The organism is Parabacteroides sp. AF27-14, assembly GCF_003635425.1.
Classification (GTDB): Bacteria; Bacteroidota; Bacteroidia; order Bacteroidales; family Tannerellaceae; genus Parabacteroides; species Parabacteroides distasonis.
Genome location: NZ_QTLZ01000002.1, coordinates 21,699 through 36,905, shown reverse-complemented (window position 1 = coordinate 36,905; position 15,207 = coordinate 21,699). Strand labels below are relative to the sequence as shown.

The following is a 15,207-nucleotide window of genomic DNA, read 5'->3' as shown; positions in this document are numbered from 1 at the left end:
ATTAAAAAAAGAATTGTTACTATGGCAAATTACATTTTAGGTGTCAAGACCGTTAAATACGGCACACCAACGGCAGACGGTGGCATGGCCACACAGTTAGACAAACAAGTAGCTCCCTACAAGGAGTCTGTAACTTTCGAGGACGAGGAAGGAGAGGTCGTAAAACATTTCTCCGAAGGAGCACGATATCCGTTCCTAACGATCTACTCGGCAGCAGGAACCACATTTAAGTTCTCCGTCCCGATGGACAATGACAGCCTGAAAGAATGGATGGGAGGCGAGATCGTTAACGGACAGTGGCAAGCCCCAAGAGGTAACTTCCAAGCGGCAAAAAGCCTTGAGTTAATGACTGAGTTCGACATTCCTGTCAGTATCCCAAAGGCCACTTGTTATGGGGTTAGACGTTTCGGACAAAAGACAACAGATATCTCTTTGATCGAGATTTCTGCTATTGTAGAGTTGCCGGAGAAAGCGGACTTATCGCCGATGACCATTGGGGTCGTTGAGGCTTAGGGTTATCCAAAGACACAGAGGTAGAAAGCCACAGCTTCCTCCTCTGTGTTAATAGTTTCTAGTTCGATAAAATCCTTGTCAGAATCATCGTTGTATGGTAGTCAACTTACCATTCTCAAAGTATAAATAAGTACCGTTTCCATATACCCACTGCTCATGAGTCCCATAACTACCTATTGTCTCATTTATGTCCTGTGGATATCCCCAAGAGTCTATGCACATAGCTTTTGTCATCCCTATAAGGACACGACCTGCCAAAATAAACTTTGTCACATCCTCTCCATATTTTTTTAAATAAACTTGTTTCTTTTCTTCCGCTATTTTTATATCTTCATAACAAACCAAGAAATCATTTATTTCATCCCGCTCGCTAACTATAGAGATCTCTTCTTCCAAATAACTATCAGCGTTTGGGGCATTTACAATTCTAATAGCATATAAGTCTTTATTACCCCTAAAAATTAGATAAGGTACTTCAAAATTCCATTTTGTTTGACTAAACATCTTGATCCCAACACATTCAAGAGTATCATCAACAACCACCCCCTTCTTATGCGTAGCCAAATTTATCGCAATTAGTCTATCTTTCCGTGGTGTCTTAATAACAAATTTCTTCCCCACATAATCTTTTGTTATTCGTTCTAAATGCGAACAAAAAACAGCAGAAACAACATGATTTTCACCAAATAATTTCGTATGCCATTCTATCATTTCATTATTCTCTGATAAGAGGGTTATTATAAGCTCTCTGCCTATCCATGATTTCACATCTCTAAATCCTACTATCTTAAATTTTTTACCTTCTATTTCTTTCGATGGAGTATAATAATCCGGAATAAAGCTTGGTTTAAAATCATCAGCACAACAACTATAAGAAACTCTTCCATCTTCAAAAAACTTGGCTTTATACCTATTTATCAAAGTATAATCTTTTCGCCTAGGTCTTTTCCTAATCTTATGCCAAATTGTATCTGGTGTAGTTAAATAAAAACCTGCATATAATTGTTGTTTATCAAGATTTTCAGGAGACCTATAAAACAATATAGTTTCACCGATATACTTCAAGTAATCATCCATATTATAATGATAATTTATACTCGAATCCATTTTAGGTGATTGAGCAAAACCTAGACAAGGCAAAAAAACAAGCAAGAAAAGTAGTCTATTCATATAAAAAACATATTATTTATCAACAAAGATAAGAATAAAAAAACAGAAGAAAGAACTATTCCCCTTGGAATTTCAGTTAAAAGCCATATTTTATCAATCTTTCTCTTATATGATTTAAATTGTACTTTCTTCTATCAGTACCAAGAGCAACTACCAAAAATTTCCAAACACCTTTTGTCACAACCCTCATATACATTTCTAAAGAGGTACACCAATCAATATATCTAAAGTTATTTATTATGCGATTTCACATCTCACTCGAAATTACAAAGTAAATACACACGAGCAAAGGCAGGTATGAGAGCAACAAGAATGATAACAATAATTATCACTCTTACAACTTATCTTTGATCTCATTTTTCATTTTCTTTTCTTTGCCTATGTAATCGATTATAAAAAACATTTTACTCACATATAAAACAATAATTCATACATGAAACCTATCAAATTTGAATATCTAACAAACAGTGAGATTGAAAAAGATCTCTCTAAAATTCAATTAGCCATAAGAGGAATTGGAGACGAAAGTTATATATCCTTTAATCGTTTATTGAATAATAGTAATAGAGCATTTAATGCGCTAAGTGATTCTACCAGCAAACAAGCTATAATCTTAAATAGCCTTATCCAAGATATGAGGCAAAACGAAATAGCTCAAGAATCTTTATTCCAGCAATGGGAGAAGGGAAATATTTCTTGCGATGAATATGCCGATAAACAAGCCAAGTTATCAAAACAACTTGCGGAACTAAAAGCTGAAGTGTCTGAATTATCTGAAGAAATCAAGCGGGAAATTCAGTTAAATAATATCGCAAAAAAATCCTTAGAGGAAAAGATCTCGATTGTTGCAAAGCTTCGGGAAGAATATGCCCAACTATCTGCTGAAGAACAAAACAACGAACAGGTAGGCACCCTACTCTTAAGCCGAATCCGAGCTCTCGATACTCAAATTAATTCGATGAGTACTAATATGAATGGGGCAAAGGAAGATGCATCTGGTCTCACCGGAGGATTAGGTGATTTTTTAGAACTCATCACGGATGGAGCATCAAAGCTACAAGTATTCAGTTCTCTGATGAAAACAATTACGGCATCTCGATTTGCTCCACATATCGCAGCTATTGCAGCTTCGTTCTTAATTTTAAGAAATTCCATACTGGGAAATAAAGAACTCACTGAAAAAACAAACGCAATTAAGGCATTCTTTCTCAATTTACAAGAAACCTACAAACAGATGGTAGCCAAATTCAATTCATTGAATACAGATTTAGTATTTGGAGGACCGGATAAAATACGAGATAGTTGGCAAACGTTTGTACAATTATTCAAGAAACAAGGAATGTATGCATGGAAGAACGCAGAAGGGTATCTCAATCTTGATAATCTAAATAATTCAAAAATTAATAATGATGGACAAATTTCGAGGAACGTATCTGCAATCCAAAAAGATAAGATCTTATTAATGGATCAAAATAAATCATTAGAAGAAAAAAAAGACATTGTAGCAAATATTTTAAAACTAGAGAAAGAAAGTTACAATCTAAACGCAAAATCATTAAAAGAGGAATTCAAAAGTTTTAGCCTGATCAATTCCAGAGAATTAGATGTTGTCCGTTTAAAACGCCCTAATGAATTGAACTTTGCAGAAGGAGCATTCAATACAATGACTGAATTGGGTGAACTTTCTACTGATGATCAAAACAAGCTAATGGATACAGTTAGTGAGATCACCAATGACTCAAGAATTCAATGGAGTGATGAACAAAAAAAGCAATACCGTAGTTTCTTTGATGCAGCCATACAAATCTCATCTGATTATTCCAATGAATGCTTAAGAATAAATACGGAATTAAACAACAGTATTAGATTAGAAAATCTTACCACTATAGACGAAATTAAAAAAACATCACTGGAAGAACTACAAGAAGAAGTACAGCAACGCAAAAAACAATATGCCACCCTCAATGAGTTTGAGCAGAATTTAGGAAAAGAGCTTGCGGATCAAGACTTTAAAGAGTTAAAATCTCACGGTAAAAATTACATCTCATATCTAACCGGAAAAATTAATGAGATACAATCCATACCGAATCAGACAAAAAACGATCGGATGAGTCTTAACTACTTAATGACTGAGCGGAATGAGGCAACTCCTAAACCTGATATATCAGCTTTCAAAAACACTATTGAGGAAAAAAAGGAATTGTATAAGGATGATCTCAATAGCTATATGCAATATTTACAGGAGATACGTAAACAAATAGAGAATGACTCCTCTGCTGAAGGTATACTGAAACGAGACACATTGGATAATGAAATAAAAGTTACTCAGCAACTTCAAAAAAAAGAGCTTGATGAACAGCAAAAACAGAAAGCAAATGAGCTGAATAACTTATTAAAACAATACCAAACCTATACAGTCAAAATGGCTAGCTTAAAAGCCGATTACGAGAAAGATAACGAGCTTCTTAAAAACGCAAAAAAGAACGCAAAACCAGGAGAGGATGTTTCTCGTATCGATGATGCCATAATTGCTCGAAAAAACAGTTATGACCAATCGAGAGCCGAATTGGAAGCAGAGAATTCAGAATTTTCCCAAGTACTATTTGGCAACTTGGAGAAGATTTCTAATTCCTCCTTGAATAAGGCCATAAATGAAGCTAGAGCTTTTATTGCTAAGCTAAGGAAAAAAGGAAATATTACCCCCGAAATGGAATCTTTCCTAAAAAATATAGAAAATGGCATAGATACCGCCGAAAAGAAGAAGGTGAGCCGTCTTCCGGAGGACCTGATGGATGCCGCCAACGCTTTGCAAGAATGCGCCAACCTTGCCAATGTTTTTGATGGTGAGCTGGGAGATGTATTGCAAACAGCTGCCAACGTAGCGAAAGGAGCCGCCGATATTGCCGGAGGAATCGCCCAATTTAGCACCAACCCACTGCAAGGCGCCACCAGTATATTGAGCGGTATCACCGGTATCATCGGAGGCATAGGTTCACGACTGAAGGAAAACCAGAAAATAAGGGAAGAGTATCAGCAAGGATTGCTCGAGACCTATAGCAAGGAACTCGAATACAACAGCATCCTCCGGGATCGTCTGCGTACGCAACAACAGATCGGAGAGACCACATTGCAATATTCACAACGGCTTCAAAAGGAACTTACGGCACAGAAAGGGTCCATCGACCAAGAATACCAGCAGGTATGGGGCAAACTGATGAATGAACAATATATATCCGGCACAGGCTACAAGCATGGCACATGGTTCCGCAAGGCTAAGACATGGAATGAGTATTCAAGCCTTTCCGGTAAATCGTACGAGCAAATAGAGGGACTATATACGCAAGATAAACTGGATGGAGCCGCAAAGACCCTTTTCGAACGATTGAAAGCGCTCAAGGAAGAAGGAGCCAACGTCGTGGAGATGATGGACCAGCTTAACGAGCAGATGCGGGAGAACTGGACGGGTACTACGGCCACGGCTATCTCGGATAGTATCGTACAGGGATTCCTAGACGGAAAGAAAAGCGCCGCCGACTTTGCCGCCGATTTCGAAGGACTTATGCGGACAGCCATGCTGCAAAGCGTCAAAATGAAATATCTGGACGCTCCCCTAAGGGACTGGTATGAGCGGTTCGCCGCTGAATCGGAGAATGGACTTAGCCAAGGGAAAATAGAGGAGCTACGCAAGGCTTATGACCAGATTATAGAAAGCGCCGCTAAAGAGGTCGAGAATATAGAAAAGATAACTGGGATCTCTATGGGAGCGGATGAACAGGCCCGTGAAGCTTCGGCTAAAGGCATTCAATCGATGTCGCAGGAAAGTGCCGATCAATTATTAGGGACAGCTAATACACTGACGTACATCACTTCCAATATAGACAAGAACGTTACTAGTATCCATTCATTGATGATCGATGCCGCCCGCCAATGGGTACAGATCGCTTACAACACGAGCTATTGCGTGAAACTGGAGACGATGGAGCAGGACTTGAAGGCGATGCGAATGACCGTTCAGGGCATGAGTGATAATGGTATTTTAATGAGAAGCAGATAATAAAAAATAAATAAGAATATGACAGGAGAATTTTTTATAGACAACAGGGATATATTCACCACATTTGGTGTATGTGTTAAGGAGGGTGGTTATGATGAACTGCTCGCTTTCCCCGCATTGGTGGAACCGGATAAGAACGTCTGGCCGGAAGAGGATGGTATCGAAGTGGATTTATCAGCTCCGGTGCTATCAGGTAAAGAACTGGCAATCTCGTTCGTAGCCACGGACCCCTCAATTGAGATCAATGAGTTTATTTCTTACGTAGCCCGCCCAGGCTATCGCATGGTACGGATACCGGCATTGAACAGGGAGTGGCGCTTGCGTTTGGTATCGCAGCCCGATACTATCGTGTATGGGCCAACGGGTGATCAACGAATAGCTTTCTCTCTCCGTTTCGCCGACGATTTCCCGATGAGGGTCCTCTCCTACGAACCGGCTGATGGAGGGGGTACACAGGTACCTTCTTCCGTCTACTCCTTGGATGGGATCGCATTGGATCGTTATGGTATCGTGGTAGAGTCCGGACGAGACAATGTGATGAGATCGGCCGCCGTGAAGAAAAACCTTACTCGGCAGTTCTCTACGATGGATGGCGTGCTATATGATGCCGACCATGTAGCGTTTACCGAGAAAGAGGTTTCTTTTAAATGTTGCCTGGTGGCAGATACCGTAGAGCGTTTCTGGAAATGTTATATCGCCTTTTTCAACGATTTGATCCGCCCGGGTGAACGTATCTTGCGCTACGGTGAGATCGATAAGAGTTATCCTTGTTATTATCAATCCACTTCAGGATGGAATCTCAAGGAGTTGTCCGACCGGGTAATTGTAGAGTTTACCTTAACACTGGTATTCACGGCTTTCCGGGATTCTGGAAATACCATTTACTTACTGGCAACCGAAGAGGGGGATTGGATATCTACGGAAGATGATAATTTGATAGATATGTCTGTTATTCGATCCGTCCCTCCTACCAATTATATCGCCTCCATCAATACCTCGTTACCGGAAGTACCGGAGACACAGGCCGACGATATCGAGATTCGTAAACGACGTATTACGGAAATGCCGGAAGCCGGATCATTGAAAAACCTGATCCTCCCTGCCGTAGACCGCTCCACGAACAGGAATGTACATGTGCCTGTCTCCCGGCTAGGCGGTAGTGGCGGAGGAGGCATTTTATCCGGCACGCTGGGAGGCTTGATGAACGTGGATGAAAAAGTGGATGACACGTTGGATTATGGGGTAGTATTAACCAAAATTGCCGGATCAGATACATGGAGCATGATTCCCGTAGCCGATATCGCCGGAGGTCAACAAGGGATACAACGTAATGTACGTATCGTGAATGAGCTGGACAGTAAAAATGTTTCCGCCAGCAAAGGAGAGCCATGTCCACTTATATTTACATTTGTTAGTCAAGAGCGATACAGCGTAGGCGAGCCCTACGAGGATACGGGTGAACGGGGCTTATGCCAGATATCCGTGAAAAACTCTGATATGGGTGACTATGTAGTGATGAAACAAATATATCTTAACTCCGGCATGCCTTTCACGATAGATGTCGCGGAGTACCTTTCTTCGGGAGCTAATAATATCATGATCAAGGTTACCGGTGAGGTAACGGAAGAGACCACTCCGGCTTTTGTCTATACGGTTTATTTGACCTCCCTTTCTTTATCTGCCAATAATTTCAAATGGTGGACGGCCTATACGGGTAATATTACGCTGCCGTTAAATATTGGAGGAAATGTATCAAAGACCTTGTATGTTACGTTGTCGGGCGAGAACTATAACGAATCTTATGAGATACCGATCGGTACCGGTATTTATACAGAGACGGCCTACAACTATGTAGTAGAACATCCTCAGCGAAGTGGAGTTTTCAAGCTATCGGCATACGTAACGAACTCAGACGGGACAATCCGTACACGGGCCGTTTCTTTTCAGGTAATTTGCGCCGTAGCGGGTGATGCGGTCAAATTAGTAGCCATAAACAACTTATTGCCCAAAGCCACGAACTGGGCGGAAAATACGTTGTTCGACTATGCCATGTACGACGGAGACAATGTCTCCACTTCCGCTCGCTTTGTAATTCAAAAGGATGACATGGCCGTATTTTCATCTAACGAGGATTCTATCTCCACGTCTACCCGACATACCTTCGCGCTTCCACTGGAGATAGAGACGTTGGATAATGCGGAATTTCAGATTGCCGCTCATATTATGGATGGAGAAGATGAGTTAACACCTCCGGTCTTGTTCGCGGTAAATAACTCACTGGGGTATTCAGCTACCGCCGGTTCGGTATTCTACATGAATCCGAAGACCCGTAGCAATCGTCAGGAAAATTACCGGGAGATATTGAACGAGACCGCTACCACTACCATACCTGCGGTCTGGACCGGTATGAACTGGGGAAACGATGGTTGGGTAAGCGATAACGATGGAAACAAGACATTGAGATTGATGGCCGGATCATCCCTTACCATAGACTACAAGCCATTTAAAAAAGAATGTGCCCGCACAGGTAAAACCATAGAAATAGATTATAGGGTAGATAACGTGACGGATTACACCACTCCCGTACTTACGATCGCCTCGCCTTCCGGAGACTCATTCGTGGGCCTGAAAATATATGCCGATGAGTTGGTGATGCATTCACAATCCCTTCGTAACAGCAAGATACAGGGCATTCATACGCATGAGGGCAAACGGATACGCATGACGTTAGTAATCATGCCGGATGCTTATGGCAATAGTGATTTCAACCTTTGTATTCTTTATATTAATGGAAAGAAAAACAGGGAATTTACTTACGAGAACAATGACTATTTCGCTCACGACGGAAATATCGTGATCGGATCGGACTACGCAGACATCGATATCTATGGATTACGTATTTATGACTCAGCCTTGACTTCACCTGCCGTGCTAAGGAACTATATAAACTGGATGATATCGACTACGGATAAAGCGAAGATTTCCGAGGAGAATGATGTACTGGATTCGAACGGTTCGGAAGTGGATTTCGAGAACACGAAGGATCAGTATAATGTACTTGTGTTCGACAATACCATTCCCCGTATGGCAGACCCATCCGCACGGACAGGCACATTAGAGGTCTACTTCAGTGAAAATCCCGAACGAAACGTGACTATCTCAAACGTACAGGTTAAAGGACAGGGAACCTCTTCCATGAAGTATTATTTATGGAACACTCGCTATTCGATTGACAAGGAGAAATCCGTTATTACGTATGCGGATGGTACGACCGGAAAGAAGACTTGGCAAATGGTACCAAGCATACCCGCTTCGGCTAAGTTCACGGCCAAGAAGAATTATGCCTCATCCATGCAATCCCATAAGATGGGTTCCGCAAACTCTGTACACGATTTGTATCGTCAATTGGGATTATCGAACGAGGCCATGCGGACGGAAAAATACAAGGATATACGGGTTTCGGTTTACCAGCTACCCTTCGTGTGCTTCGAGAAGTCTATCAACGAAGATGGAGAAACGATATACACGTTTATGGGAGAGTATACCTTCGGTCCAGATAAGGGAGACAAATATTGTTTCGGATACGACACGGACCTATTCCCGGGACTGATCAGTATCGAAGGGTCGGATAACTCACCACTGCTCACTTTATTCCGTGTACCTTGGGCAGATTCTTTCGTAAAATATAATGCGGATGAGGAAGCTTTCCAGTATAATAATGCTAACGCATGGGATTTTGATGGAGGATTGGAAGAGAATATCTCATTGTTCGTGCCGGCTTATAACCTAGCTTATAGCTGCTCTAACCGTTTGCGTCCTTTCAAGGGTACGGTGGAGGAATTAAATGCGCAAGTGGCGACCATGCGCAATCAACCCTATGAGTTCTGGATCGCCAAGACGAATGATCCGCATCAATTCGATGTATATTATTATGAGTCCGGCCAAAACAGGTTTATCCCCTCTGATATAGGCGATGGAACTATAAACCTAGTATCTCAGTTGGTAAATAAAGGGTATGGTTTGACTTCGGCGGACTTGACCGGAAAAACAGCAGAGGAATTAAATGTGTTGTTTATCAATGCCCGTATCAGCAAATTCAGGAAAGAGGCTCCCGCTTACTGGGACATCGACGATGCCATTCTTCACCGTAATTGGGTGGAGATGCATGCCGGAACTGATCAACGTGCGAAAAATACGTATTGCTATTGTTTTGGTAAGGGCTGTAAATGGAAATGGCGTTATGATGACATGGATACGATATTCGATACCGACAATGAAGGCCAGCCGGAAAAGCCATACGGAGTTGAAATTCATGACACGAATGAAACTGGAGCAGCCGTGTGGAACGGGGAAACCAGTAATTTCTGGAATTTATTAGATTTGGCTTTTCCCGAAGAAGTTGTGACTGGCATGAGAAATATGCTCTCCGCCATGGAAGAACTAGGTGGATTGAAAAGTGGTACTGATTTTGATAAGATCTTTGCGTATTACCAGAAGTATTATTTCGCTCCGGCGCAAGAGTATTTCCCGGCAAACATTGTAAACGCGGATGCCAAGATCGCTTATGAGCAAGGGAAGCTGGCCTATATGAAGGGCAGTTATACAAATGATACGGACCCGATCACGCAAAGCTTGGGAGATCATTATTCCGCCGAGACCCGTTGGGTTACGAAGCGGATCATTTATATGATGTCGAAATATAGTTTCGGCTTGTTCTCCGCTAACGGCACGGATAGTATTACCGTTCGTGCGGCCGGAAACACCATAAAGTATGAGCTTACCCCCGCCATGGATTTATATCCAGCTATCGCTAACGGCACAAGCATCATTCGAGGAAATCGAACTAAAGCGGGCGAGAAATGTGAAATGTTAATCGAACTATCCGGCTCCGGTGACCAACAGAATACGATACAAGGTGCTTCTTATCTCCAAGATATTGGGGATTGGCATGAGAAAAACGTAAGCGGTACCATGGTGATTCAAGGCCGTATGCTCCGTGAAATTCGGTTAGGAAGTAAAACTGACAATATCCAAATATCTATCTCAGCTCTTACTATCTCGAATTGCGTATCATTACAAAAGCTATTATTGTCAAATATCCGGACATTGGGAGGCACGCTGAACCTATCTGCTTGTACACATCTAAAGGAAGTATATGCAGATGGAACCGCTCTAGCCCAGATGAAGTTGCCGACAGGTGGTGGATTGCAAGTCGTGGAATATAGTGCGAACAACAAATATCTGAACTTATCTAATTATCCGTTGATGGCAAACGAGGGAGTAGGTATCAATCTTTGCCGTAGCGTCATTTCCGATTTCTTTATCACAGACTGTCCATTGATGAGACCAATAGAAATTCTTATGGAAATCATGAATGCACAAGCCTCTCAAACAGATCACGCCTTAAAACGTATTCGTGTAGTAGGTTTTGAAGAAACCTATGATAGCCACATCGTGCTGGATAAGCTGGCTGAACTAGCAAATGGAACTTACACTGGATTATCGAGTGATGGATTAGCTGGGGAAGATGAGTATCCGGTACTGGATGGAACCTTAAATGTATACGCTAATGTGTACCAAGATTCTATTGATGCGTTAAAAGAAACATTCAAGCGTTTATCTTTAAACATCATAGGAAACTATTACGTAAGATTCAGAGATAATATAGCCTTACAAATAGTAGCAAAGGCTTATGGAGATGGTATTGGAGTTACGAAGGAACAAATGGCTGTTGAAGAAGAAAAATGCAGGTTATTTTTCAATGGGAATACTGACATTAAGTCATTTGATGAATTTAGATATATTACAGGTTTCAAAGATTTTAGATACTATAATATGTTCGGAGGTTGTACAAGTCTAGAGTCCGTAATGCTTCCTGATCAAGTCAAGCGCATTAGTTATGGAGCGTTTAACGGCTGTACGTCATTAAGTTCTGTCCGATTGCCAAAACAGCTTGAAGTTTTAGAAACATCTGTATTCGATGGATGCAAGTCATTATCTAACATCGAATTGCCAAAAGGCTTAAAAGTGATTTGGAATAATGCGTTTAGAAAGACTTCACTTACTACAATTGAATTACCTTATGCACTTGAAGAATTGCGAGGACAATGTTTCAGAGAGACTTTACTGGAACAGGTCACTATTCCCAAAAATGTAAATTTAATTCAAGGGATGGCCTTCGTTAATTGTAATAAGCTAAACACCGTTATCTTTGAACCTATAACTCCACCAAACAATGATGAAAATGGATTGATTTTCAGCGGAACTGCAAAAGAACTTAAAATATATGTGCCTGATCAAAGTATAGAACTTTACAAGGTTGCAAAAGGATTCTCTGCATACGCTAAAATCATTTACCCCAGTTCATCATTAACGGATTAAATTTACTTTAAAGGTGCCAAATCCTATAAACCAGACGCAGAATGTGTTCGTCTGTGTTAAGTTAATATGGATTTCTGGCACCCTCATTAGTTCCCTTATTTCTTAGTAAGGAAAAGTCGTTTTTTTACAACAAGAAGAAATAAGGATTCCGTATGTTTGCACTATTGAACTTTTACAAATAAGAATCTTATGAATTACACTTTTGAACTAAAAGAACTACAAGCTACACACATCGTGTATCTTCATCATCAAGGAGATATAAGCTTTATCCCAAGCTCTATCAGAAAGCTTATGCAATGGGCCGGGCCAAAAGGACTTATAACCGGTCCGGCAAATAAACTTATATCAGTTTACCAACACGAAGGAAAGGAGTTGAGTGTGGATATCGGTTTAACAGTGCCTCAAGAGGTAGAGGGAGAAAGTGAGATCTCAAAAGGATTATTATCCGGAGGACTTTACGCGATCGGGCATTTTGAGATAGGAACGGATGAAATACCCGCCGCATGGAGCTTGATGTACACGCTTACATCCAAACACCAATGCAAGCCTTGTGCGGGCAAATCATTCGAGATCTGTCAAAGCATCCCCCTCGATCAACATCCACAAGATAAATGTATGATCGATTTATGTATACCCGTCCAGATGATAGACCTCAAGCTAATCGAGGAAAAAGCAATTTCCATATTAACGGAATGTGATACCGCTATGCTCGCGTCTGTTACGGAAGAGGGTTATCCCCGTCCGGTTCCTATGGGAAAAATAAAAGCGGATGGTATTTCCCCAATATGGTTCTCTACAGGCACGTTCTCTGATAAGACGATACAATTCCAACTCAACCCGAAAGCCGGAGTTTGCTTTATGAAAGGAGGAGACAGTATCGTGTTAACGGGTAAGGTCGAGATCGTTTCCGATATGGAAATCAAGAAAGCCCTTTGGTCTGACTGGATGTTCGCTCATTTCCCTGGAGGAGTAATAGATCCGAGCTATTGTATATTGAAATTCACTTCCGAAGAAGCGACTTATTGGATCGATAATGAATTTGTAAAAGCAAGTATATAAGTTATCACATCATACTATCGCATCTAAAATATTAAAAATCTTGATTGCCGCTAATTATAGAAGACGGCAATCAAGATTAATTCATTTATTCACTTCAGAAACCTCTCTAGCTCTTATTATTCTACCGCCACATAAATCTGAGTCAATAAATCCTCCGGCTTCGTATTACGAGGATCATTCAAGTAGATCTCGCCGCTAGGCACTTCCCGTAAGGAAAGACCCATCTCGGGGAGATATTTGCCGTAAAGCGTATCATACACAGCCCCTAATTGCTGATAAGTTCCCTTATAAAGAGCGACCATAAAACGCCCTTCCAATACCTTTTTCGTACCAATCTCCCCTTTAGGGCAAACCGCAGGAGCGACTTCCATACAAATATCGGTACGCAGCTTATCCGGTGAGGTTACTTTCGGATCATCATGATACAAGCAGATCGGTGAAAAACTCAATGGCTGGATGTTTTGCTCCTTGGCGAATTGGAGCAAGCGCATCCAAGTTCCCAGATAATCGATTTCTTTATACCCTCCGTTTAGACGAATGTAGGCTACTTGTTTGCCGGGTAAATCTTTTACCTCGACCTTCAATTCCATATCGGGCATTATTCTATTCGGTTCCATAATTACATAATCTTTATTGTTTCTATATTCATTTGGAGAAATCCCATAAAACTGGCGAAAAACCTTAGACAAAGAAGAGGGTACGTCATATCCTACCTTATAGGCGATCTCCTTGACAGGTATTTCTGTATAACGCAAAAGCCGAGCGGCCGTCTCGACCCGCATCCTAACGATAAACGTACCAACCGGTTCCCCTAAGAACTCTGCGAAGATCCGATGAAAATGCCAACGAGAGAATCCGGATATCTCCGCCAGCTTATTTAGATCGATATCCTCGCCTAAGTGATTATTTATGTATTCAACCAATACATTGATACGTTGTTGATACTCTGTCTTTGTCGTTGTCTTTATTCGCATGATTCTTAGGATTTCAAGGCAAAAATAGAAGAATTATCCCGAACACACTTTTCCGATATTGCTAAAATGAACTATAAAGTAAAGATATCGTTTATTTAGCCCAAATCCGTTATCTTTACCATCTAAATTAAAATAGGAAACAATAACATGTTGAAAATAACAGCGCCTAGATTGGTAAAAAACTTACGGGAGGATGTGGACTGGATGGATTGTATATCCAGACAAGAGGATGATTTTGCGGAATGTTCTTTCAATGGATTATGCGTCGAGGACGTATCTAAACAGAACCTATCCGTTAATTCCTGCTTATTCACCAATTGTGGTTTCATTGCTTGCAATTATCGTAAATCTCAGTTTAGCGATGTGGTATTTAAGAACTGTGACCTATCAAATATAAATTTATCCGGATGTGGCTTTTACCGGGTAGAGTTCATTGGGTGTAAACTTACCGGAACGAATTTCTCCGAATCGATCTTTAATCATACTACCATCCGGGATTGCAAAGGAGATTATGTAATCTTCTCCATGAGCAAACTCCGGAACGTATCTTTTAATCAATGCTTTTTACGAGGAGGCGGATTGGACAATTGCCAATTCACGAACGTAGAATTCGAACATTGTAATTTAGTAGAGGCCGAGTTTCACCGGACCTCTTTGAAAGGGATCGATCTTACTTCCTCCGAGATCGCCGGTATACGTATTGGCTCGATTCCCGGAGGAGAGTTGAAAGGTGCTACCGTAACCTCCTTACAAGCACTGGACATCGCTAGAATGTTAGGTATTACGATCAAGGATTAAAACTCCGGATGGCGTTTTAACCACACAACCGCATAGGAACAGGTAGCCAAAGGGCGCAACCCCTGTTCCTTTGCGTATTTATAAGCTGTTTCAACAAGAGTCGCCGCAATCCCACGCCCTTCCAAGTTTTTTGGGACAATGGTATGGATAATGTCCAAGGCATCTCCTCTTAAACGATATTCCACATAGGCTGTCAAGCCGTCTTCTACTACCTCGAAACGATGTTTCTCCGGATAGTGATTTACTGTATATTCCATT

8 protein-coding genes and 1 pseudogene are annotated in these 15,207 nt (G+C 41.2%); 6 read left to right on the top strand and 3 right to left on the bottom strand.

The window, feature by feature from the left end; all coding sequences use genetic code 11:
- The first annotated feature begins 21 nt into the window (after positions 1-21).
- Positions 22-513 (top strand): hypothetical protein, encoded by a 492-nt coding sequence (locus DWY79_RS02235; protein ID WP_122368776.1) that lies wholly within the window; start codon positions 22-24, stop codon positions 511-513.
- Between the two features lie 84 nt (positions 514-597).
- On the opposite strand, the gene DWY79_RS02230 is transcribed toward DWY79_RS02235, so the two are convergent.
- A complete protein-coding gene (locus DWY79_RS02230) occupies positions 598-1,683 on the bottom strand; it encodes a hypothetical protein (protein ID WP_122368775.1) in 1,086 nt (361 codons plus the stop codon).
- A 433-nt stretch (positions 1,684-2,116) separates the two neighbouring features.
- On the opposite strand from DWY79_RS02230, the gene DWY79_RS02225 reads away from it, so the two are divergent.
- From DWY79_RS02225 to DWY79_RS22900, 4 genes and pseudogenes are all read left to right on the top strand, one after another.
- Positions 2,117-5,737 carry a hypothetical protein gene (locus tag DWY79_RS02225; protein WP_122368774.1) on the top strand — a complete coding sequence of 1,207 codons (3,621 nt, stop codon included), beginning with the start codon at positions 2,117-2,119 and terminating at the stop codon, positions 5,735-5,737.
- An 18-nt stretch (positions 5,738-5,755) separates the two neighbouring features.
- Positions 5,756-12,118: a leucine-rich repeat domain-containing protein gene (locus tag DWY79_RS02220; RefSeq protein ID WP_233563932.1), complete on the top strand. Its 6,363-nt coding sequence runs from the start codon at positions 5,756-5,758 to the stop codon at positions 12,116-12,118.
- Between the two features lie 189 nt (positions 12,119-12,307).
- Positions 12,308-12,745 (top strand): annotated as a pseudogene (locus tag DWY79_RS22905) (GyrI-like domain-containing protein); the annotation flags it as partial.
- 15 nt (positions 12,746-12,760) lie between these two features.
- On the top strand, positions 12,761-13,177 hold the full coding sequence (locus tag DWY79_RS22900) for a pyridoxamine 5'-phosphate oxidase family protein (RefSeq protein ID WP_233563942.1): 417 nt from the start codon (positions 12,761-12,763) through the stop codon (positions 13,175-13,177).
- A gap of 116 nt (positions 13,178-13,293) precedes the next feature.
- On the opposite strand, the gene DWY79_RS02210 is transcribed toward DWY79_RS22900, so the two are convergent.
- Complete coding sequence (locus DWY79_RS02210; RefSeq protein WP_122368772.1) at positions 13,294-14,151, bottom strand: GyrI-like domain-containing protein; 858 nt, start codon at positions 14,149-14,151, stop codon at positions 13,294-13,296.
- A gap of 147 nt (positions 14,152-14,298) precedes the next feature.
- Here DWY79_RS02210 and DWY79_RS02205 point away from each other — a divergent pair, with 147 nt between their 5' ends.
- Positions 14,299-14,949, top strand: coding sequence for a pentapeptide repeat-containing protein (locus tag DWY79_RS02205; RefSeq protein WP_005864417.1), 651 nt, complete (start codon positions 14,299-14,301; stop codon positions 14,947-14,949).
- On the opposite strand, the gene DWY79_RS02200 is transcribed toward DWY79_RS02205, so the two are convergent.
- A complete protein-coding gene (locus tag DWY79_RS02200) occupies positions 14,946-15,206 on the bottom strand; it encodes a GNAT family N-acetyltransferase (RefSeq protein WP_005864416.1) in 261 nt (86 codons plus the stop codon). The two genes, DWY79_RS02205 and DWY79_RS02200, sit on opposite strands and share 4 nt — an antisense overlap.
- Position 15,207 lies beyond the last annotated feature (1 nt).